General features: G+C 53.3%; 21 protein-coding genes. 11 read left to right on the top strand and 10 right to left on the bottom strand.

Going from position 1 to position 20510, the window contains the following annotated elements:
* Position 1 precedes the first annotated feature (1 nt).
* The gene (locus MLE19_RS09280; RefSeq protein ID WP_240717898.1) at positions 2–1099 is read right to left on the bottom strand and encodes an efflux RND transporter periplasmic adaptor subunit; all 1098 of its coding nucleotides are present in this window, start codon (positions 1097–1099) and stop codon (positions 2–4) included.
* 195 nt (positions 1100–1294) lie between these two features.
* On the opposite strand from MLE19_RS09280, the gene MLE19_RS09275 reads away from it, so the two are divergent.
* A complete protein-coding gene (locus tag MLE19_RS09275; RefSeq protein ID WP_240717897.1) occupies positions 1295–1918 on the top strand; it encodes a TetR family transcriptional regulator in 624 nt (207 codons plus the stop codon).
* Here the strand turns inward: MLE19_RS09275 and MLE19_RS23030 are convergent.
* The 5 genes from MLE19_RS23030 to MLE19_RS09250 form a co-directional block, all read right to left on the bottom strand.
* On the bottom strand, positions 1915–3240 hold the full coding sequence (locus MLE19_RS23030) for a methyl-accepting chemotaxis protein (RefSeq protein ID WP_340163101.1): 1326 nt from the start codon (positions 3238–3240) through the stop codon (positions 1915–1917). The two genes, MLE19_RS09275 and MLE19_RS23030, sit on opposite strands and share 4 nt — an antisense overlap.
* Before the next feature lie 23 nt (positions 3241–3263).
* Positions 3264–3596: a Tar ligand binding domain-containing protein gene (locus MLE19_RS23140; protein WP_240717896.1), complete on the bottom strand. Its 333-nt coding sequence runs from the start codon at positions 3594–3596 to the stop codon at positions 3264–3266.
* A gap of 312 nt (positions 3597–3908) precedes the next feature.
* Complete coding sequence (locus MLE19_RS09260; protein ID WP_240717895.1) at positions 3909–4808, bottom strand: amino acid ABC transporter substrate-binding protein; 900 nt, start codon at positions 4806–4808, stop codon at positions 3909–3911.
* Between the two features lie 12 nt (positions 4809–4820).
* Positions 4821–5606 carry an amino acid ABC transporter substrate-binding protein gene (locus tag MLE19_RS09255; protein ID WP_240717894.1) on the bottom strand — a complete coding sequence of 262 codons (786 nt, stop codon included), beginning with the start codon at positions 5604–5606 and terminating at the stop codon, positions 4821–4823.
* A 4-nt stretch (positions 5607–5610) separates the two neighbouring features.
* Positions 5611–7059 (bottom strand): GGDEF domain-containing protein, encoded by a 1449-nt coding sequence (locus tag MLE19_RS09250; protein ID WP_240717893.1) that lies wholly within the window; start codon positions 7057–7059, stop codon positions 5611–5613.
* A gap of 254 nt (positions 7060–7313) precedes the next feature.
* Here MLE19_RS09250 and codB point away from each other — a divergent pair, with 254 nt between their 5' ends.
* The 3 genes from codB (at position 7314) to MLE19_RS09235 (ending at position 10389) form a co-directional block, all read left to right on the top strand.
* Complete coding sequence (gene codB, locus MLE19_RS09245) at positions 7314–8579, top strand: cytosine permease (protein ID WP_240717892.1); 1266 nt, start codon at positions 7314–7316, stop codon at positions 8577–8579.
* A 16-nt stretch (positions 8580–8595) separates the two neighbouring features.
* Positions 8596–9849 carry a cytosine deaminase gene (gene codA, locus MLE19_RS09240; protein ID WP_240717891.1) on the top strand — a complete coding sequence of 418 codons (1254 nt, stop codon included), beginning with the start codon at positions 8596–8598 and terminating at the stop codon, positions 9847–9849.
* A gap of 63 nt (positions 9850–9912) precedes the next feature.
* A complete protein-coding gene (locus tag MLE19_RS09235; RefSeq protein WP_240717890.1) occupies positions 9913–10389 on the top strand; it encodes a YbaK/EbsC family protein in 477 nt (158 codons plus the stop codon).
* A 22-nt stretch (positions 10390–10411) separates the two neighbouring features.
* Here MLE19_RS09235 and MLE19_RS09230 read toward each other — a convergent pair whose 3' ends face one another.
* Positions 10412–10861 (bottom strand): GNAT family N-acetyltransferase, encoded by a 450-nt coding sequence (locus MLE19_RS09230; RefSeq protein WP_240717889.1) that lies wholly within the window; start codon positions 10859–10861, stop codon positions 10412–10414.
* A gap of 162 nt (positions 10862–11023) precedes the next feature.
* On the opposite strand from MLE19_RS09230, the gene pcsA reads away from it, so the two are divergent.
* Both pcsA and MLE19_RS09220 read left to right on the top strand, forming a co-directional pair.
* Positions 11024–11749 (top strand): phosphatidylcholine synthase, encoded by a 726-nt coding sequence (pcsA, locus tag MLE19_RS09225; protein ID WP_425356804.1) that lies wholly within the window; start codon positions 11024–11026, stop codon positions 11747–11749.
* Positions 11750–11763: 14 nt separating this feature from the next.
* Entirely contained in the window at positions 11764–12366 is a 603-nt protein-coding gene (locus MLE19_RS09220; protein WP_240717887.1) for a DNA-3-methyladenine glycosylase I, read from the top strand.
* A gap of 402 nt (positions 12367–12768) precedes the next feature.
* Here the strand turns inward: MLE19_RS09220 and MLE19_RS09215 are convergent, their stop codons facing one another.
* Entirely contained in the window at positions 12769–13386 is a 618-nt protein-coding gene (locus MLE19_RS09215; protein ID WP_240717886.1) for a class I SAM-dependent methyltransferase, read from the bottom strand.
* Between the two features lie 47 nt (positions 13387–13433).
* Entirely contained in the window at positions 13434–14876 is a 1443-nt protein-coding gene (locus MLE19_RS09210) for a PLP-dependent aminotransferase family protein (RefSeq protein ID WP_240717885.1), read from the bottom strand.
* 163 nt (positions 14877–15039) lie between these two features.
* Here MLE19_RS09210 and MLE19_RS09205 point away from each other — a divergent pair, with 163 nt between their 5' ends.
* Together MLE19_RS09205 and MLE19_RS09200 are read left to right on the top strand one after the other, a co-directional pair.
* Positions 15040–15252, top strand: coding sequence for a DUF1127 domain-containing protein (locus MLE19_RS09205; protein ID WP_240717884.1), 213 nt, complete (start codon positions 15040–15042; stop codon positions 15250–15252).
* Positions 15239–16111: a PhzF family phenazine biosynthesis protein gene (locus MLE19_RS09200; RefSeq protein ID WP_240717883.1), complete on the top strand. Its 873-nt coding sequence runs from the start codon at positions 15239–15241 to the stop codon at positions 16109–16111. The genes MLE19_RS09205 and MLE19_RS09200 overlap by 14 nt, the downstream gene beginning before the upstream one ends.
* A 63-nt stretch (positions 16112–16174) precedes the next feature.
* Here the strand turns inward: MLE19_RS09200 and MLE19_RS09195 are convergent, their stop codons facing one another.
* Entirely contained in the window at positions 16175–17227 is a 1053-nt protein-coding gene (locus MLE19_RS09195) for a class I fructose-bisphosphate aldolase (protein ID WP_240717882.1), read from the bottom strand.
* Positions 17228–17499: 272 nt separating this feature from the next.
* On the opposite strand from MLE19_RS09195, the gene MLE19_RS09190 reads away from it, so the two are divergent.
* The 3 genes from MLE19_RS09190 to MLE19_RS09180 are packed head-to-tail and all read left to right on the top strand — an operon-like array spanning position 17500 to position 20492.
* Entirely contained in the window at positions 17500–18558 is a 1059-nt protein-coding gene (locus MLE19_RS09190; protein WP_240717881.1) for a FecCD family ABC transporter permease, read from the top strand.
* Complete coding sequence (locus tag MLE19_RS09185; RefSeq protein ID WP_240717880.1) at positions 18555–19346, top strand: ABC transporter ATP-binding protein; 792 nt, start codon at positions 18555–18557, stop codon at positions 19344–19346. The genes MLE19_RS09190 and MLE19_RS09185 overlap by 4 nt, the downstream gene beginning before the upstream one ends.
* A 15-nt stretch (positions 19347–19361) precedes the next feature.
* On the top strand, positions 19362–20492 hold the full coding sequence (locus MLE19_RS09180; RefSeq protein WP_240717879.1) for an ABC transporter substrate-binding protein: 1131 nt from the start codon (positions 19362–19364) through the stop codon (positions 20490–20492).
* Positions 20493–20510: the final 18 nt, after the last annotated feature.

Raw genomic sequence — 20510 nt, 5'->3', positions numbered from 1 at the left:
ATTAAAGCCCCTGCTCTTTTTCCCACGGTGTCACCGTGGTTTCCGCCGTTAAACGATGAGCCCCAGCAGCCACAATCCGGTCACCGGCTTCGAGCGCGCCGCTAACCTCAAGCCCGTTTGCGGCTAATCGACCGACATCCACCGGCACCGCTTCAACGCTTTTAGGCGCTACAAATCGCCATACCTGGGCTTGGTCAGGGTCATTACCGGCATAACTCACGGCATCAGCAGGCAAGTGCCAGAGCGGAGAATCTCCCTGGGTTTGTAACGTGCTCAAATCCAGCCTCACATTGGCACTCATTCCATCCAATAACGTGATGTCGTAGGGCTGGGGAAGTGTCAGGGTGATTTCATAGGCCAAACTCTGCGCGCTGGCCTGGGTGGTATAAGACGCTAACTGGGCAAGATAGGGCTTATCGCTGTTACCAAAGCGCACTTCATAGGCTAAATCGTCGCCAAGCGGTCTTCCCGATTCACTTCTAGGCAGGCGCTGAACAATCTGCTCAGGTAGATGAAAAACGACGTCTAGCTGCCCCGGCTGCTGGATCACCGCAACGGTTTCCTGCACCTGGACAATCTGGCGATTATCCACCGGCACCTGGGCGATAACGCCGTCATAAGGGGCGCGAAGCTGGGTATGCGAAACCTGTTCTTGTGCCTGTTCAAAGGTGGCGCGAGCGGCCCGCCATTCGCTTTGGGACTCATCAAACTGAGATTGGCTGACCGCCCCACGCTCCAGGGTATAACGCATGCGTTCGAGCATTGCCTGAGCTAACTCTAAACGCGAGCGGGCGCTATCCAACTCACTCTGCGCGTTACGGTCATCAATACGCGCGATGATTTCACCCTCGCTCACTCTTTGCCCGGGACTTACGTTTAGTTCCAGCAACTCACCCGCCATGCGAAATGACAAATTGCTGCGAGTGGATGCCTCCACCCGGGCGGGAAACTGCCGCAAAGAAGCTCCATTGGCCGCTTCCAACGTCATCAATTTGACCGGACGGGCCGACACCTCTTGCTGCGCCTGAGGTTGTTCGCAACCCATCAGCACAAGTAGAGCCATAACAATAGGCAGTGAGCGAATAAAAGTGGCGGGCACGGTGGGCTCCTTGATGAGGGCAAAGGTCGCTGTTAAACAAGGTCGCTATTAAACCAAGCTTTACAAAACAGTGACGAAAACGTGTACACTTCACTGACATTCATGAATGTCAGTGAAGTGTATGATAATCATCACTCAGCGACTTTGCTATTCATCAATGCGAAAATACTCAAAATTTTATTAATAGGAGCAGCCATGTCCCGTCGTAAGGCCGACGCTGAGCGTACTCGTGAGGCGATTCTGGACGCTGCGGAAACCACCTTTCTTGCTCAAGGCGTTTCGCGCACTACGCTGGCGCATATTGCCGAGGCAGCAGGCGTTACTCGTGGGGCAATCTATTGGCACTTTGAAGATAAAGCAGCAGTGTTCGATGCACTGCTGGAACGGGTACGAATCCCTTTAGATGAAATTGTCGATGAGACTATCGAGCGAATTGGCACAACACCTGCCCTTTGTTTGCGCGATATCGCGCAGCGCTTACTGTCCGCTATATGTCATGATTTACCTCTACAGCGGGCAATTACCATCGTACTGCACCGCTGTGAAAAATTGGAAGATGAGCACCCGCGAATCTGCATGATTACTCAGCTCCCCAAGCACGCTGAAGCTCAGGTGGAACAGTTATTTGAACAAGCCCAGGTAGCCGGTAACTTACGCGCTGACCTCACCCCGGCCAGCGCCCGCCGCCAATTTCATGGCTTTTTGATTGGCGTATGCTTTGATTGGCTGCAGGATCCGCAGCAGTACGCTTTAGCGAACGAGCGTGATGCTATTGTCGAAACGTTAATGCGCGGGCTGCTGAATCAACCGAATCCTTAAAACTCCTCCCACTCCTGGTCTGCACTGTTACTGGCTTGAGCAGCCCGTGGGGCGGGCCGTTTAAGCGCGGGCTGATGTCTAGGTGGGGCCAGTGAAGTATGAGTCGCTAGCGTCTCTCCTTCAGCTAAGCGAAACGAAGACACCACGCTTTCAAGCCGCGCCGCCTGCTCTTCCAGTGAACTTGCCGCCGAAGAGGCTTCTTGCACCAGTGCTGCGTTCTGCTGGGTCACCTCATCCATCTGGGATACCGCTTGGTTGACCTGCTCAATACCGGAGCTCTGCTCCTGCGATGCAGCGGATATTTCATCCATAATGTCCGTGACACGGCGCACAGAAGAGACAACTTCACGCATGGTGGCACCAGCGCTTTCCACTAACGCAGAGCCTTCGTCCACTTGCGTTGATGAAGCATCAATCAATGCTTTGATCTCTTTGGCCGCATCCGCACTGCGGCTGGCCAAGTTGCGTACTTCGCTGGCCACCACCGCAAAGCCACGCCCTTGCTCACCTGCGCGCGCTGCCTCTACTGAGGCGTTGAGTGCCAAAATATTGGTTTGAAAGGCGATGGAATCAATAACATTAATAATATCAGCTACTTTCTGTGAGCTGCCTGAAATACCGTGCATGGTAGTGATCACTTGCTCCACCACCTCGCCGCCCTGAACGGCAGTACTAGAAGCATCGTTCGCAAGCGTGCTGGCTTGGCGAGCGTTATCAGCATTCTGTCTCACAGTGGCGGTTAATTGCTCCTTGCTTGCTGCGGTTTCTTGTAGTGAAGCGGCCTGCTGCTCGGTGCGAGAAGATAGATCCGCATTACCACTCGCAATTTCACGAGCGCCAATATGAATGGAGCCACTACTGTCGCGTACTTCAGAGACGGTTTTGGCTAAACCACTCTGCATATGCTGCATGGCGGTGAATAGTTTGCCAATCTCATTACGGCCTCGATCACTGACCCGTGCGGATAAATCCCCCTGAGCAATACGTTCAAAGTGGACAACAGCTTCGTCCAGCGGCTTCACAATGGCGCCCACCATGGCGATACGCACAAACAGCACCATCAATGCTGCCAGCACTAGAACGATCAATTCGATAAGGCCAAAAACCCGCATTTCACTTTCATAATCAGCCGTGAGTTGATCGCCAAACGCTACTGTTGAGGCATTATAGCGCTGGCTGGCTGCCAATAATTCCTCGCTTATTGCCGCCTCAGCCTCTTTCGCGCTTAAAAAAGCATTCTCATTTCCCTGCTGCAATGCTTCTTCCTGAGGAATAAGTACTTGCGCCACCATTGAGTTGAAGGCTTCAACCAGCGGCTCCACAAGCTCACGCTGTGCCTCGCCCTTTACGGCGTCAGTAAAGTAGAGAACTCTTCGACTGACGCCACATGAAACTGTTGTGCTTGCGCTAAATAGCGACTCGCCATCTCAGCATCGCCAGACTGTTCAGCGTAAAAACTATTCGTGTAATAGAGTTTGGCATTGGCAAGGTTAACGCGACTTAAATTAAGGGGTAGCATTTCGTGCATTGCTGCATAATCAAGCGCCTGCAACGCGGTATCTCCCCTTTTACCTGCTTGGTAACCGAGCGCGGCAATGGTGATTATCAGCAATGAAAAAACTGTTAAAACAGCGGTCAAACTCGTTTTGACTGAGGTATTACTAAGCATACGATTCATAACGTGCTGGGTGCCTCCATGTAAGGCATATACGTGTCATCAGCGATGACTGGCGAATAAAATTTAGGCGCTTCGTACTCATAAGTAAGAGAATACTTTAATTACGTTTACGAAATCACTTATCTAAGAGGGACATTTATCGGCGCTTAACCGACAAACTTGAGTTATTTATTTTAATTACACAGCCAAGTTAACTGATCATTAAACACTAAATAAGAACCATTGCATTTCCGCCACTTAAAAAAGCAGCAGAGTCATTAGCTAGTTAACTTTAAAGTTAAGCGCGCAATCAAATCGATGACGAGACAGCTGTCATTGTTCAGTGTGTGGTAATGCCATGAAGTGCTCCGCTAACGCGTCGCTCATTGGTACGTTCAGGGTAATACCTTTATCCAGCAGCGGCTGTTGAAACCAGCGCTCATAAAGCAGTAGCATTTCGGGATCAATATAAATATGTGCGAGGGCTTTATTCACCTCTGCTGCGAAAGCGTCATCCCCCAGCCGCATCATAAAACCTAACGGCTCAATAGCGCTGATAGCTTCTTCAGACAGGGCGTAAGCATCAGGATTAGCGGTTTCCGCAATCATTGTGCTGAGGAGTACATCGTCCATTGCGAACGCGGCTACACGCCCCTCGGCGACTAAATCGAATGCAGCTTGTAACGTTTCTACAGGCACAACGGAAAGATTCAGTTGGCGCTCTCGATTCGCCTGATTGATTTGGCTGACATTAACTGTTCCTCGCGCTACGCTTACGCTTCGTCCGGATAAATCTTCCAGCGTCGTAAAGCCACTCGATTGCAAGGCGACATAGCGCACCGAAACAAAATAGTGGCTAAGCGCAAATTGCGCGCTACGCCGCCGTTCTTCATTGTTAGTACTGGCATTGCACTCGATATCGATATCGCCGCTATTGAGCACCTGTATCCGATTACTGGGCGTTCGAGGTACATAGACGATATCAAGTGATGTCAGATCCAACTGCCTTTGCAGGCGTTTCGCTAAGCGTTGGCAAATATCGATCGAGTAGCCCACCACATTGCCCTGACTATCCTCATAAGAGAATGGTGCAGTATCACCATAACCAACACGTAAGAGCCCTGTCTCTTCTATTCGCTCCAGCGTATTAATAGGTGTTGTTGCATATGCACTTCCACCGCTCAACACCAGGGCCAATAAGCTACTCCATCCAACCAGAAAACGCTTGCGCATGACATACCTCCTTTACTCTATGGAGTGCTCAGGGTTGGCGAAAATTGCGGCAAGCTCTGGTGCCAAGGGTAAGTTCAGTACACGGTTATCCGGCGGCATCATCAAACCGTAAGGCTCCGCGCTGCTCAACCTTGCCTGAGATATCTTAAAGGCAGCAGGGTCAGTGGCTGAGGAAATCAAGCCAGCTAGTAATATATCGTCCATGACAAAGGCAGATGCTTGCCCTGAAGCCACCATGGAAAAAGCTTCTTCGTGGTTACGGCTCAGCATTACCGATATATTCAGCCCTTGGGTTCGATTAAGCTCGTTGAGCTGGGCAATATTGACGGTGCCGGTGGTTGAAACAACGCTGCGGCCAGCTAGATCTTGCACGCTTTCCATGTGCTGCTCAGCCAGGGATACGTAGCGCGTGGCGGTGAGAAAATGAGGGTATGAAAATGCTGCCTGGCGACGACGCTCGGGGGTATTGGTGGTCACGCCACACTCGATATCGACCTCGCCATTGCGCACTAATATAAATCGATTTGCCGGCGTTACCGGCACATAGGATACCTTTAGCTCGCTCAATCCCAGCGTTTCACTCAACCCGTTTATAATGCTTAGACATAGATCAATGGCATAGCCCATCGGCTTCCCATCCACCACATAGGAAAAGGGGATTTCGCTGGAGCGGTGCCCTATCGTAATTTCACCGGCGGAGGCAATTCGCGTCAAGGTGGGCGAGGAAGCTATCTGTTCACTTGCGTGAGCCCCCTGCCACAAGGTCGTGGTGAGAAATACAGCTGCTAGCCATTTCATAGACTTACCTCTTTTCAATGATACCGGCGTCCATGGTCATCCCTGCGGTATACAGCATGTAGCGATCACGTCCTTTCGCCTTGGCCGCATAAAGGGCCAAATCGGCGTGACGCAGAAGATCGTGGCTGTTACGTCCATCCGCAGGCGCGGTGGCCACACCAACGCTAACACCCACCTGTACGTCTTGATTATCAATCTGATAAGGCTCGCGCAAAGCAGCAACAATAGCGCCTGCCAGCGCTTCAGCCTCTGTCTTTGCACTACGCGATACGGGTTGAATTATTGCGAATTCATCACCGCCTAACCTTGCCACTAAATCGTTGTCTGTCAGCAACCCCTGCACCCGCTGGCTAGCCTCTATTAACAGCGCATCACCCGCCGCATGGCCCAGGCTATCGTTCACTTCTTTAAAGTGATCAAGGTCAAACAACATGACGTTAAATACGTCGCCTTGAAGCAGTGAGTGCACTGCGGCCTTAAGGGCGTCATTCAGCTGTATACGGTTGGGCAGTTTGGTCAACTCATCATGATGTGCAAGATGCTGAAAGCGCAGTGCTTCGTCTTTTACTTCTAATAAGTGCTCCCGCTCTATTACCTTCTTGCGCAGGGCATCAATGGCCTTCGCCATCCGGCCAATTTCATCATTCCGATCGGTGAAAGGCGTGGCATTAGCCGTCTGGTTTTTAGCAATGTCAGTTAGCGACCTAACTAATGCGGGCACAGGTTTAAACAACTGCCGCATTAATAGAGTGACGAGCAAAGCAGTCGCAATCAGGACTCCCAGCAGTGCCCAAAATGCTTTGCTGATCAGATCATTGCGCATCTGATATAGCCCCTCTTTCTGGCCTATTGTGGATACTATAACGCCCAACAATTGACCATTAGGGGTAACAATAGGCAGCGAACTAATAAAATGCTCTTCGTTACCAATGCGGGCAAACCCCACAAAAAAATCAGCCGCTGCTGCTTTTGTTTGCCAAACGTTTACTCTCAAGCTGAGAGGAGAGTCTGAAGGCGTATTAAGTGCATCTGCTACAACGGTGAGGGAACCTTGTGGTGTTTTAGTCATTAACCAAACATTATTTCGCGTTTGTGCACTAGCCAGCGCTAGCACATCAACTGGACTAAAACCTGTTTCCAGCACCGACTCTTCATCGCCAATGGGGCGCTGGGAAATAATATGTGTGACTTGACCGGTGCCATCTGTTTTCACTGCAACAGAGGTATAAATACGCCGAATAGTAGCGCTCACTATCTGAGCGTTGACTTCAGCTTCGCGCCACCACTGTTCTCTAGCCCCGCGCTCAACCATCAAAAAACCCGAAAATGCACCCGACAAATACGCAAAAAGCACACCCAATAGCATAAACATGACCACTTTACCCACCAGCGTACGGTGCCAGGGCAATTTAACCCCAGGCAGCAAAGTGTTCTTATGTTTGGGTTCTTGCATAGATTCTGCTTCCTCAATTGCAGCACCGTAACCATCTAACCGTAAAGACGATGAACAATCTTGTGTGTCTACTAATGACGCCGACTAACAAACAAAAACTATTGAGCTTTAATTACTAAACTATCATTAAAAAGTGTAGGAATGTTTTAAAAATCACACGCCATAATCATTATTGCCGACTTTTAACTTTTGGCACATCTCTTGCTAAGTAAGTAGTTGGCTTATCGATGAATTACTTATGTTAGGAGACCGTGATGCACCAGTCTGATTATCCGCTTAGCGAAGTCCCTACCGGTGCCCGTAAGGGGCTACTTTCCACCTCAGCAGTACTGCTTGGTTTCACCTTTTTTACCGCTACCATGTGGGCTGGTGGCACGCTAGGCCAAGCTTTTCCGATTGGTCAGCTGTTATGGATCATTTTAATAGGCAATTTGTTGCTGGGGTCTTACGCGGCGGTACTGGCTTACATCGCCTGCAAAAGCGGGCTTAATTCGGTGCTCATGGGGCGCTTCTGCTTTGGCGAGAAGGGCAGCAAGCTCTCCGATTTCATCCTCGGCTTTACCCAAATTGGCTGGTACGCCTGGGGGACAGCGACCATCGCGTTGGTATTAGTACGCACCACGGGGATGCCTGAATGGCTGAAAATCCCCTTAATGGTGCTTTTTGGGTTTGGTTTTTGTGTGACTGCCATGATCGGTTACAAAGGCATGGACTGGCTTTCGCGCTTTGCTGTTCCAGCAATGATGCTGTTTATATTGATAAGCCTATTCACCGGCCTGGTGGATGTACGCGGCTTTGCCGGGCTAAGCCAGCAGACACCTACGGAGAGCATGAGTGTGGCGGCTGCGATTACCGTGATTATTGGTACCTTTATTAGCGGCGGTACCCAAGCGACTAATTGGAGCCGCTTTGCCAAGACGCCGAAAATTGCCGTGATCGCGACCCTGGCAGCATTTTTTGTGGGTAACGGACTAATGGTGCTGACCGGGGCGCTAGGCACCATGATTTACCAGCAGGCGGACATTGTCGATGTATTGATCGCCCAAGGCTTTGTCACCATTGCCGTGCTGATGTTGTTTCTAAATATTTGGACCACCCAAGACAACACCATTTACAACTTCGCCGTGGCAGGCTGCAATTTGCTGCGCACCGAAAAACGCCGCTTGGTAACAGTAGGCGGCGCGGCCATTGGCACCGTGCTGGCGGTTGGCGGTATGTACAACCTGCTAATCCCTTTTTTGGTATTGCTGGGCACCTTTATCCCGCCCATGGGTGGGGTGATCATGGCGGACTTCTGGCTGAAGCATAAAGGCCGCTACCCCGCGTTAGATACCGCTCAACTTCCCGACTTCAACCGCCGAGGTCTAGCCGCCTATGCCCTTGGCGCTGGGGCCGCCTACTTTTCGCCCTTGCTGCCGCCGCTGGTAGGTGTAGCAGTCGCAGCGGGCAGCTATGCAGTGCTGCTTCGCGTAAACCACGCTACGCTGAGCGATAGCCTCCCTTCCATCGCCAAACAATAAGTGAGCCCTTTTTTATATGCGCATGCAGATTATTAACGCCCGTTTACGCCAGCGCCCCGAGCTTTACCGAGTCGAGATTGAGAACGGCCTTTTCGCATCTATTACCGCCCAAGATGCACCGCAAACCGGAAGCGAAGGGCAGATAGATGCGGGTGCCAAACTGATTTGCGCTCCCTTTATCGAGCCACATATTCATTTAGACGCAGCCCTTACCGCCGGTGAACCCAACTGGAACCAGAGTGGTACGCTATTTGAAGGCATTGAGCGCTGGGGCGAGCGTAAGCCAATGCTCACGGAAGCTGATATTCGCGAACGGGTACTAAAAACGCTTAATTTGCTGATTGGAAATGGTGTTCAATTCGTGCGCACCCACGCCGACACCAGCGACCCCAGCCTAGTTGGTTTGAAAACCCTATGCGCGCTGCGGGATGAACTGAAGGATAAGATTGATATTCAGGTGGTGGCCTTCCCTCAAGATGGCCTGCTCTCCTACCCCGCCGGCGATAGGCTCATGGAAGAAGCGCTGGAAATTGGCGCCGATGTCGTTGGCGGCATCCCTCATTTTGAATACACCCGCGAGCTAGGCGTGGCCTCCATGAAGCGGGTAATTGAGCTTGCGATCAAATACGATCGTTTGGTGGACGTACACTGTGATGAGATCGATGACCCCAATTCGCGCTTTCTCGAAGTGTTGGCCTGCGAAGCACTGTTTAACGATTTAGGCAGCCGCGTCACCGCTAGCCACACCACGGCGATGCACTCCTACGATAACGCCTACTGCTCCAAGCTATTCCTGCTGCTCAAACGCTCGGGCATCAACTTTGTCTCCTGCCCCACCGAAAGCATTCACCTGCAAGGGCGTTTCGACACTTACCCGAAACGCCGCGGCGTAACACGTGTAAAAGAACTCAACGCTGCGGGCATTAACGTCTGCTTTGCCGAGGACTCCATATTCGACCCTTGGTATTCACTGGGTAACGGCAAACTATTAAGAACGCTGGATTTTGGCCTGCATATTTGCCAAATGATGGGCTATCAAGACTTCAGCAGCGCGCTTTCGCTAATTACCGATAACAGCGCCCGCACAATGAATATTGAGGAGCGTTACGGCATCGAGGTCGGCAAACCCGCTAGCTTCAACCTGCTGGAAGGCGAGGATGACTACAGCGTGCTACGCAATCAAGGCGAGGTGCTGCTTTCGGTGCGCCACGGCGAGATCATCATGCAGCGCGAACCTGCCAAGATCACTACCCCGGCGTGGCTTGGCTAAATCATCGAACGCGCGTTAGATTAGTCTCTTAACCGACTAATTTTACCGACCAAGGAGTTCATGATGGGTATTGAGACCGTTCGCCAGTTCCTTGCCGAGCACGCGCCGGATGTAAAAATCGAAGTGCTCGAAACCAGTACCGCCACCGTGCAACTCGCCGCTGATGCCCACGGCGTGGCCCCGGGCCAAATTGCCAAAACCCTGGCGTTCAAAGTCGATGAAAAACCACTGCTTATTGTTGCGAGTGGCGATGCGCGAATCGATAACCGCAAGATTCGCGATACCTTCGGCGGCAAAGCCAAAATGCTCGACGCCGAGACGGTAATGGAGCTAACCAGCCACCCGGTCGGCGGCGTTTGCCCCTTTGGGCTAGCCACCAACCTGCCGGTGTACTGCGATGAGTCACTCCACGCTTATGATGAAGTGCTTCCCGCCGCTGGCTCGCCCACTAGCGCCGTACGCCTGAGCCCCAAGCGACTAGCCGAGCTTGTCAACGCCGAGTGGGTGGATGTGTGCAAGTTGCCGGAGAGTGCCACTTAAGCACAACACCTATGACGCCGTGTTATTTAACATCCAGCAAATAGCCGTAAAAAGCTGTGTTGCGCTGCCAGCCCAATGATTCATAAAGATGTTGGGCACGTTCATTCTCTACCTGCGTCATTAATATCAAACGTGCCACGCCATGCTCATGGGCAAGTTGCGTGGCTGCTTCCATTAACGCCCTACCTGTCCCTTTATCACGGCACTCCGGCAGAACAAACAGATCATTTAAGGTCCAGCGCGCATTCAATCCCACCGTGGAAACGCCAGGATAAAGCTGTACAAAACCGGTGAGTGCGCCTTCACCGTTTTCACTAACCAGTATGTACGAATCACCTAGCCCCAAGCGCTGGCGCAGAAAATCACGTGCCGCCCCAACATCGCCCGGCTGCTTATAAAATTGACGATAACCATCGAGCAGATTGGTTAAAGCATCAAGGTCTTTAATGGTTGCGGTACGCACAGTCGTCATTAGCAATCTCCTTGGGTTAATTGTCATTTTACTAGGTCGATATGGCACGGAATGGTATGCCAACGTATTTTCTGGATTCATTCTTGTAGTAGTGTATCGTTCTTTATACACCTATCTATCAACCAAACAGCAAGGGGACAGCACGTTCCCAATGGGGTCAACGTGGTTCAATCTCTTTCTTCGCATACAGAATCCCGCGCCTCACGATGTAAGGCATGGAGCGTGCACATATTTACCGCCAGCGGCGTGCTGCTCGGCACCATGGCACTGCTGGCACTGGTCGACAATAACCCTGTCGCCTGCCTCCTCTGGCTAGGCGCAGCGATGATGATTGATGGCATCGACGGCACTTTGGCGCGCAAATATGAAGTAAAGGCCATACTGCCCCATTTTGATGGTTCAACGCTCGATATGGTCATCGATTACCTGACCTGGGCCTTTATTCCCGCGCTATTCATTTACTACTTCATTGAATTGCCACCCTATTTAGGGCTGCTATCAGTATTTATCATTTTGTTGTCATCGATGTTCTGTTTCTGCAATGTCGATATGAAAAGCCAGGATAATTACTTCGTTGGCTTTCCTGCCGCCTGGAATATCGCCGCCGCCTACTTCTATATTCTCGACTTCCCGCCGTTCATCACCTTTGCCTCTATCGTGCTACTGGCGATTCTCACCGTGACCCGAATGAAGTTTCTACACCCCTTTCGGGTGCGCCTGTTCATGCCGCTCAATATCGCCGTTACGCTGGCGTGGTGCGTATGTGCTACGTCACTGGTGCTCTCAAGCCCAGTACACGCCGCCTGGGCGCTATGGGGATGGGGCATAACATCGGCTTATTTCATCGGTATGTGTCTGTGGCGTACGGCTCAAGAGTGGTTTGAGTGATAGGTGAGTAACTGATGGCTAACGATTTTATTGCTCCTGATGGACACCCCCGCTGCCAATGGTGTGGTGGTGCGGCGGAGTTTCTGCCCTATCACGATAGTGAGTGGGGGTTTCCGGTAGATGATGATCAGCGGTTGTTCGAAAAGCTCTGCCTTGAGAGCTTTCAGTCGGGCTTAAGCTGGCGCACGATTCTGAATAAGCGCGAAAACTTTCGTGCGGCTTTTCACCACTTCAATTTCCATCAAGTCGCCCACTTTGGCGAAGACGATGTGCAGCGTTTACTTCAAGACGCAGGCATTATTCGCCATCGTGGAAAAATCGAAGCGACCATCAATAATGCCCAGCGTGCCAAGGAGATGGTCGAGCAAGAAGGCTCGCTGGCAGCATTCTTCTGGCGCTATGAGCCAGCCGAGTTGGCAACGCCAAAAACTCAGACCACCTCGCTAGAATCCGTCGCCCTTGCCAAGGAGTTAAAAAAACGTGGCTGGAAGTTTTTCGGCCCCACCACCGCCTTTGCGTTTATGCAGGCCATGGGGCTGCTCAACGACCACTCACTAAACTGCGTTACCCGCGAACGCGTAGAGCAGGCACGGCAACATTTTAAGCCTCCCAGCTAGATCTCGGGGTGTTTATTCCGGCTACTTCCGCGACCCCGAAGGCCACTACTGGGAAGTCGCCTATAATCCGTTTATGGATTTGACGTAAGGCAACCCTCATTGCCCAATAGTGGAGAAGTTCAGAAGCACCTTCTGACCGCTAGGGCAAAGCGCCCTCTCGACAGCTTGTCGCCACTTTTGACCAGGAAGCACTTGATAGTCAGGCATCGCTGACTGGCCTAACAGTTTCCAGATAGCCAAGAATTTGTGCTGCCAAGTTTCTGCCAACATCCCGGCCAAACTATCGCGCAAATGAAACTTTCTATAGTGAGCGCCAGGTTTGGAACCCAAATGAATAGCCTGTCCCGTCACGCTCCAGAAGGAACCGAAACAATTTCAAGGGCCAGTCAAATGATGCCGTGGTTACACCGTTTTCTTACAAAGACAGTATATAAATTTTTGTTCACTGCCATCCGGCGTGTGGTGTGTCTCTTTTTCGTGACCGATAAGTTCGAACGGTTCACCAAACTCTGAATGCAACGCGCCAGCACTGTAGCGCATCACGGGAAGCCCGCTGCATTGAGTTGGGCCATCTACGGCAAAGGTCGCCACCATCACAAGACCGCCCGGTTTAACAGCCCCCATCACTTTTTGGACATAACGATGACGCTCTTCTTCACTCATGAGGAAATGAAAAACGGCGCGATCATGCCAAACGTCATAGCCATGCTCAGGAAGCTCAGCCTCCAGAACATTTTCTTCACGCCATATGACGTGTGATGCACGCTTGCCAATGCGCTCTTTTGCTGTGGCAAGAGCGGAGGACGACAAATCCAGCACGGTAACTTTTTCATAATCAAGCGATAACATGTCATCTACCAACGTTGATGCCCCGCCACCAACATCAATAATTGACGCTGAGGTGGGAATGCCTGCCTTGCGAATTAGCGTTACAGAAAGTGCTGCATGCTCCTGAAACCAGCTCACCTCTGTGGGTGCTTTCTTGGTGTATACCCTTTCCCAGTGTTCTTTGGATTGCATATTGGCTCCCTCATGGTATTAAACGCCTACGGCCAATGTTACTACCTTCACTCTACCTCCACCTCGTGCGCCTGCGCCTCTTCCACCATCTCGGTGGCAAACTCCCCCACGGTGCGCACAGCCGCTTCAATGATAGGAGTGAGGGTAAAAGCGTAGTTCAAGCGCAGGCACTGGCGGAACTTGCCTGAGGCTGAAAACAGCGAGCCCGGTGCCACGTGGATAGCACGCTGCGCCAAGCGTTCGTTAAGGCGCACGCAGTCCACGGCGGCGGGTAGCTCTACCCATAGCAAAAAACTGCCTTGGGGGTAGCTGATACCTGCGCCCTTAGGGAAGTAACGCAGCACCCAGCTGATCATGATATCGCGCTGGCGCTGATATTGTCGGGTGGCGTAACGGACGTGGCGCTCGTAGTGCCCTTTGGCGACGAACTCCGCCACTGCAAGCTGCGGCAGCGTAGCCGATGCCCCGGTGGAGACATACTTCATATGCAGCGCCTGATCACGGTAGCGGCCCGGCGCCAGCCAGCCCACCCGCAACCCCGGCCCCACGGTTTTAGAAAAACCGCTACACAGCATCACTCGACCATCGTCGTCGAAGGATTTCACGGTGCGCGGCCTGGGTAGGGAGAATGACAAATCACCGTAGATATCGTCTTCGATAATCGCCACGTCGAAACGCTGAGCGAGCTGAAACAGCGCCCGCTTGCGCGCCTCACTCATGGTGTAGCCGAGCGGGTTATTGTAGGTCGGCGTGACCTGTATCGCGCGAATCGGCCACTGTTCCAGCGCCAGCTCTAACGCTTCCAGGCTGATACCCGTTTGCGGATCAGTGGGGATTTCCAGCGCTTTTAAGCCGTTGGCTTTCAATATCTGCATTGTGCCGTAAAAGCTCGGCGAGTCTACGGCCACCACATCGCCGGGCTGGGTTAGCGTGCGCAGAGAGATGGCCAATGCCTCCTGGCAGCCGGTAGTGATCATAATGTCGTCTGGGTGAAGCAGACAGCCAGAAGTAATGGCCAGTCGTGCTACCTGTTGACGCAACTCGGGGCTACCGCTCAGCTTGTCGTAGTTGAACCCGTGTAGGTCACTGCTGCGATGCAGCCCGGCAAGGATTTTCGACAACGGCCGCAGCGTTTCATACTCAAAATTCGGCACACCACGCCCCAGCAGTAGCCGCACGTCATCCCGCTGAGTGGCGACGAGCTCAAGCACTTGATCCCATTGGGAAACATCGAGCGGGCGCTGGGCAGGGCGGGAGACTGAGGGCAACACCGATGGCGCCCTACTTGGCAGCACGAAGTAGCCTGATTTAGGCCTCGACTCGATCAATGCTGCATCCATCAGTTGCCGGTAGGCTTCCTGAGAAGTGGAAATGCTGACCTCGAATTCCTGGCAAACCGCACGAATAGACGGTAAGCGATCACCCACACGGTAAATACCGTGCTCGATACGCTCCCGCAAAATGGTAGCCACCTCTTCATAGCGCGTCATCACACCCTCCTGCCCGCAGCCTCATAACAATACAGATGATCTACTTAGCTACCATACAGAGGTATAACACGCCCTTCTGTATCCTAAAAATAAAAAAACCTATATCTGTATTCAAATAGTAGCACTGAGTAATCTGGGTGAACACATCAACGGAGGATTAGCCATGCAACGCTTCAGCCTCACTCAGTTTCGCTATCAGCTAAGTTATCAGTTGCGCCAGTACCGCCACTACCGTCGTAGCCGCCGCCAGTTAATGACACTTGATGATCGGCTACTTGAGGATATTGGCCTTGACCGCACACAGGCGTTAAAAGAGGGCCGTAAAGCCTTTTGGAAGCAGACCACCTTTAAAAGAGGACCTTATGAAAACCGCTGAGTATTACTTACTCGATGTTTTTACCGACCAGCCATTTACCGGTAATCCACTGGCCGTGTTTCTAGACGCTGATGACCTATCAACTAACACCATGCAGGCGGTGGCCAATGAACTTAACCTCGCTGAAACGGTGTTTTTAAGCGCCGCTACAGGGCCGAATCACTACCCGATGCGGATTTTCACGCCTACCCGTGAGCTACCTTTTGCAGGCCACCCCACGGTAGGCACCGCACAGTTGCTGGCGGCGCTGAACCTAGTAAACCCTGAGCAGACATTGATTCTTCAGCCACCCATTGGCGAGCTAGCGGTTAGCTATAACCAAGGAAGGGCAACGTTTACGACTGCCCAGCCTGCCAACATCAGGGATAGCACACTTGATCACGCCACCGCTGCAACGTTGTTGGGGCTTGAAAAGCATCAGCTAATTGGCGAGCCCGTATTTTCCTCTTTCGGACTCCCTTTTCATCTGATCGAGCTCGCCGATCGTAACGCTTTGGAAAGCGTAAGCATCTCCACCGCCACATGGGCAAGTGCGGTGATGACGAGCAACGCGGAACAGATATACCTGTACGTAAAGGCGCCATCAGGCAACGCAGAAATCGAGATCAGAAGCCGTATGTTCTGTATGCACGCCAGTATTTGTGAAGATCCCGCTACCGGAAGTGCAGCGGCTGCATTGACTGGCTATCTGGCCTCTACCCAGAAAATCGCCATCCACTGCAATATTCATCAAGGTATTGAGATAGGCCGACCCAGCGTTATACATACCGCCGCCAATGGCGAGATTAAGCCCGGTTTCGTCACGGTGGGTGGGGATGCCGTTGTGGTGGGCCAGGGCGTGTTTAATGTGCATAAATAAGTGCACAGCACGCCCTGGCTTGCGGGTTGATCAATGCGCTCCCCACTGCTCGCAACTGGAAGGTCAGGCCACTGTCACGTCAGCTGAGAGATAAACATCCTGAATGGCATGCAACAGGTCGACGCCTTCCTGCATCGGCTTCTGGAAGGCCTTGCGCCCAGAAATCAGGCCCATTCCCCCTGCGCGTTTGTTGATCACTGCCGTGCGGACGGCTTCACCCAAGTCAGAGTGCCCCTTGGAGCCACCGCCGGAGTTGATCAACCCAGCGCGCCCCATAAAGCAGTTGGCTACCTGGTAGCGAGCCAGGTCGATCGGGTGGTCAGTGGTCAACTTGCTGTAGACATCATCGTGGGTATGACCAAACCCAACCGCTTTGTAGCCGCCGTTATTCTCAGGCAGTTTCTGCTTGACGATATCCGCTTTGAGGGTGGCGGCCATATGGTTGGCTTGGCTGGTTAGATCGGCAGAGGCGTGATAATCGGTGCCACCCTGTTTGAAATCAGGGTTACGCAGATATGCCCACAATACAGTCACCATACCCAATTGGTGAGCACGCTCGAAGGCTTCGCTAATCTCCATGATTTGCCGACGGCTCTCGTGGGAGCCAAAGTAAATCGTCGCCCCCACCGCCACGCAGCCCATATCGTGGGCCTGTTCGACATCGGCAAATAGCGTCTGGTCGTATATCGCCGGGTAGCTCAGAGTCTCGTTGTGGTTTAGCTTCATCATCATCGGGATCTTGTGGGCGTAGCGCCGCGCGACCGACGACAGCACGCCAAGCGTGGAGGCCACGCCGTTGCAGCCACCTTCAATAGCCAACTCGACAATGTTGGCCGGATCAAAGTAACGCGGGTTAGGCGCAAAGGAGGCTCCTGCGGAGTGCTCAATGCCCTGGTCTACCGGCAGAAGACTGAGGTAGCCGGTGCCCGCCAGGCGGCCATGATCAAAAAACGCCTGCATGTTGCGCAGCACCGCAGGACTGCGATCGCTATCGGCCATCACACGATCAATAAAATCGGGGCCAGGGAGATGCAAGTCCTCACGACGAACCCCTTGGCAAGTGTGGTTAAGCAAACTATCGGCGTCACTGCCTAGTAGAGCGGCTATATCGGTCATGGTGAACTCCTTGATCCTTGTCTGTAACAACAGGTAAGTGTAGGCCAAATACTGCGTCAATAGCGTCTATATGTTCAATAAAGCCTACTTCTTCAATAGAACTAGCTCTTTAATAGAACATAGGGGAAGCAGCACAGCAATCAGGTGATGACAGGTTACCAGCAGTTGACAAAGCCACGACTAAAGGATGAAAATAAAAATACGAATGAGTTTTAGTCGCAAATAAGACTAAGCCTATTAACTTTTTGTTCTCACCTGGAAACACCTTCACGATGCCCGCCTCTACGCCGCTTGCTGCTCCGTTGGCATCCACCTATCGGCGCTTTATTGTTACCCGGTTGCTGATTGTCGCGGGGTTAGCTATAGCGTTAGCAATATCGCTGCTAGCTGACATCGCCAGTGGCCCTGCGCATATTCCCCTTAGCAATCTGGTCGCTCTTGTTATTGACGCCCAGGCCCAAGAGCCGGTTCAGCAGGCCATTGTCTGGGAGATCCGTATCCCGGTAGCACTCATGGCAGTGCTGGTAGGCGCCACACTGGGCCTGGCGGGGGCAGAGATGCAAACAGTGCTGAACAACCCGCTAGCCAGCCCGTTTACCCTGGGCGTGGGTGCGGCAGCCACCCTGGGTGCTTCGCTGGTGATTGTCTTTAATCTCACCCTTTTTGGTTTAAATGCCCACTACGCCACCGCCTTGATGGCGTTCGTATTTGCTGCGGCGTCGATTTTGACCATCAATGCGCTTTCGCGCCTCTATGGCGCCAGCCGTGAAATCATCGTGCTGTTTGGTATTGCGCTAGTCTTTGTACTCAACGCACTGGTCGCACTTTTACAGTTGATTGCCAGCCCCGATGCGTTACAGCAGTTAGTGTTTTGGACGATGGGCAGCCTGTCCCGTGCCTCCTGGGAGACGGTAGCCATTGTGGCGGCGGTCTTGGCCGTTTGCCTGCCCTTCTCGCTGCGCAGCGCCTGGGCGATGACGGCGTTGCGCTCGGGCGATGAGCACGCGCGTAGTTTTGGTATCCCGGTTGAGCGTTTGCGGCTTATCTCGCTGCTTAGAGTGAGCCTACTCGCCGCCGCCGCGGTTGCCTTTGTGGGCACCATTGGCTTTATTGGGTTGGTCGGTCCGCATATGGCTCGACTGGCACTGGGTGAAGAACACCGTTTTTACCTGCCGGGCAGCGCTCTGGCCGGGGCGCTGGTGCTTTCGCTTGCTTCTATCGCCAGTAAAACGCTGGTCGATGGGCTGGTACTGCCGGTGGGGTTAGTGACATCACTAGTGGGCATACCCTTCTTTATGGCCTTGATCATGCTGCAGGGGCGAACGCGATGAGTGCAGGCTTTACCCTCAACCATTTCTCTACCGGCTATCGCAAACGGCGCATCTTTGAGCAACTAAGTTTGCCCACGCTGCCACCTGGATCGCTGGTCGCGGTGCTGGGGCCCAATGCAGTGGGTAAATCGACCCTGTTAAAAGCTATCGCTGGCTTACAACCGTTCAGCGGGCGAATGCAGCTTAACGATATCGACCTCGCCACCCTCAGCGGTGCAGCGCGAATGCGCCATGTGGGCTACTTACCGCAAACGCTCCCACAGGCCACCACCTTGGTCGCTTATGAAGCGGTGCTTAGCGCCTGCCGTGCCGTACGCCCGGACCTAAGCCGTACAGAAATTGACGCATTAATCGAACGTGTGTTCGATGCGTTGGCCATTCGGTCACTAGCCCTACGCCCGCTAAGCGAGCTCTCCGGCGGCCAGCGCCAGATGGTTGGCCTAGCCCAGGCGATTGCCCGCCAGCCCGCGCTATTCCTGCTGGACGAACCCACCAGCGCGCTGGATCTGCGCTGGCAGTTGGCGTTGATTGACACCGTACGCGCCGTCATCGCGGAGCGTCAGGCGGTCTGTCTAATGGCGATTCACGACATCAATCTGGCGCTGCGTTTCTGCGACCAGGTGCTGCTGTTTGGTAACGGCGGACTGCTTGCCGCTGGCGACCCACAGGACGTGATCACACCCGACGTGCTACGCGCCGCCTACGGTGTAGAGGCCCGCGTAGAGCACTGCTCGCTGGGGCGGCCGGTGGTGCTAAGCGATCGCGTCAGCGACCTCTCTGCGAATTAACCCCAGGATACCGAAATGCGCCGCTTGGCTATGAACCTGCTGTATTGGATGAGTTTGTTAAGCGCTGTCGCATGCTGGGCGGGTGAGTCTCAAGAGGGCTTCCCTAAACAAGTTACCGATTTAGCAGGCCGTCAGGTAATGCTCTCAGCGCCCCCAACTCGCCTGTTCCTTACCCAGCCGCGGCAGCTTTATGCGCTGGCAACGCTACTGGATGACCCTACCCCGCACTTGGCGGGCTGGGCTTATCCGCTGGCCGTGTTTGACCCCGCCATGGCGCAACGCTTCGCCTCCCAGTGGCCTGCGCTAGACCGACTGCCCACGCTTTCCAGCGCGCCAATACCCCAGCTCGATAGTGAAGCGCTGCTGAACTTGGCCCCAGATCTGGTGCTTTTCGATTTCTCCAGAGCGAGCAGTGTGGAAGGTTCCCCGTTGGCAAGGCTACTGGACGAGCTGGGCATTGCCTACCTGTTTATCGACTTTAACCGTCACCCGTTGGAAAACACGCCTACAAGCCTGACGCTGCTAGGCGAAGTGTTGGATGCAACCCCGCGAGCTAACCACGTTATTGACCTGATTGAGCAGCGTATGGCGCTTATCGACCAGCGCTTGGCAGAGCGGCCCGCCGACGCCCCCACCGTGCTGATCAATGTCGCCCCTGGGGTCAAAGTTGACTGTTGCCGCACAAATCTACGTAACGGGCTTGCCGACTTAGTGGCGCGGGCGGGCGGCGATAATATTGCCGAGGCGTTAACCCCAGGCGCATCGGCGACGTTAAGCAACGAGTGGGTTCTGAGCCACCCGCCTGAGGTCGTTATCAATACCGCGGGGCAGTGGGCAGCAGGCGGTGGCATCAGCGTAGGGATTGGGATTAGCGATGCAGAGATTGCCCAAGACCTGCGCTCGCTTAGCCAAGAACTACCCGGCTGGCAGCATCTCGACGCCGTTCAGCAAGGGCAGTTCTACGCACTTTGGCATGGCTTCCACCAAGGGCCCTTCGCCATTGTTGCGCTGGAGCGTATTGCCCAGTGGCTGCACCCCACGCTGTTTAGCGATCTCGACCCGGCCGCCACTTTCGAAACGCTGCTGCCTACCCCGCCATCGATAAGTCGCGCGGGACATTTTTGGGGCGCACTCAACGCTCAATAACGCCTGCTCATTCCACCC

It is taken from the genome of Vreelandella neptunia, assembly GCF_022489065.1.
GTDB classification, from domain to species: Bacteria; Pseudomonadota; Gammaproteobacteria; order Pseudomonadales; family Halomonadaceae; genus Vreelandella; species Vreelandella neptunia_A.
This window is presented reverse-complemented; position numbering and strand designations above follow the sequence as displayed.

Excerpts from the sequence above, each read along its gene's own strand:
- MLE19_RS09275 (WP_240717897.1), top strand. The coding sequence starts at position 1,295 with ATGTCCCGTCGTAAGGCCGACGCTGAGCGTACTCGTGAGGCGATTCTG.
- MLE19_RS23140 (WP_240717896.1), bottom strand. The coding sequence starts at position 3,596 with ATGAATCGTATGCTTAGTAATACCTCAGTCAAAACGAGTTTGACCGCT.
- MLE19_RS09260 (WP_240717895.1), bottom strand. The coding sequence starts at position 4,808 with ATGCGCAAGCGTTTTCTGGTTGGATGGAGTAGCTTATTGGCCCTGGTG.
- MLE19_RS09255 (WP_240717894.1), bottom strand. The coding sequence starts at position 5,606 with ATGAAATGGCTAGCAGCTGTATTTCTCACCACGACCTTGTGGCAGGGG.
- MLE19_RS09250 (WP_240717893.1), bottom strand. The coding sequence starts at position 7,059 with ATGCAAGAACCCAAACATAAGAACACTTTGCTGCCTGGGGTTAAATTG.
- codB (WP_240717892.1), top strand. The coding sequence starts at position 7,314 with ATGCACCAGTCTGATTATCCGCTTAGCGAAGTCCCTACCGGTGCCCGT.
- codA (WP_240717891.1), top strand. The coding sequence starts at position 8,596 with ATGCGCATGCAGATTATTAACGCCCGTTTACGCCAGCGCCCCGAGCTT.
- MLE19_RS09235 (WP_240717890.1), top strand. The coding sequence starts at position 9,913 with ATGGGTATTGAGACCGTTCGCCAGTTCCTTGCCGAGCACGCGCCGGAT.
- MLE19_RS09230 (WP_240717889.1), bottom strand. The coding sequence starts at position 10,861 with ATGACGACTGTGCGTACCGCAACCATTAAAGACCTTGATGCTTTAACC.
- MLE19_RS09220 (WP_240717887.1), top strand. The coding sequence starts at position 11,764 with ATGGCTAACGATTTTATTGCTCCTGATGGACACCCCCGCTGCCAATGG.
- MLE19_RS09215 (WP_240717886.1), bottom strand. The coding sequence starts at position 13,386 with ATGCAATCCAAAGAACACTGGGAAAGGGTATACACCAAGAAAGCACCC.
- MLE19_RS09210 (WP_240717885.1), bottom strand. The coding sequence starts at position 14,876 with ATGACGCGCTATGAAGAGGTGGCTACCATTTTGCGGGAGCGTATCGAG.
- MLE19_RS09205 (WP_240717884.1), top strand. The coding sequence starts at position 15,040 with ATGCAACGCTTCAGCCTCACTCAGTTTCGCTATCAGCTAAGTTATCAG.
- MLE19_RS09200 (WP_240717883.1), top strand. The coding sequence starts at position 15,239 with ATGAAAACCGCTGAGTATTACTTACTCGATGTTTTTACCGACCAGCCA.
- MLE19_RS09195 (WP_240717882.1), bottom strand. The coding sequence starts at position 17,227 with ATGACCGATATAGCCGCTCTACTAGGCAGTGACGCCGATAGTTTGCTT.
- MLE19_RS09190 (WP_240717881.1), top strand. The coding sequence starts at position 17,500 with ATGCCCGCCTCTACGCCGCTTGCTGCTCCGTTGGCATCCACCTATCGG.
- MLE19_RS09185 (WP_240717880.1), top strand. The coding sequence starts at position 18,555 with ATGAGTGCAGGCTTTACCCTCAACCATTTCTCTACCGGCTATCGCAAA.
- MLE19_RS09180 (WP_240717879.1), top strand. The coding sequence starts at position 19,362 with ATGCGCCGCTTGGCTATGAACCTGCTGTATTGGATGAGTTTGTTAAGC.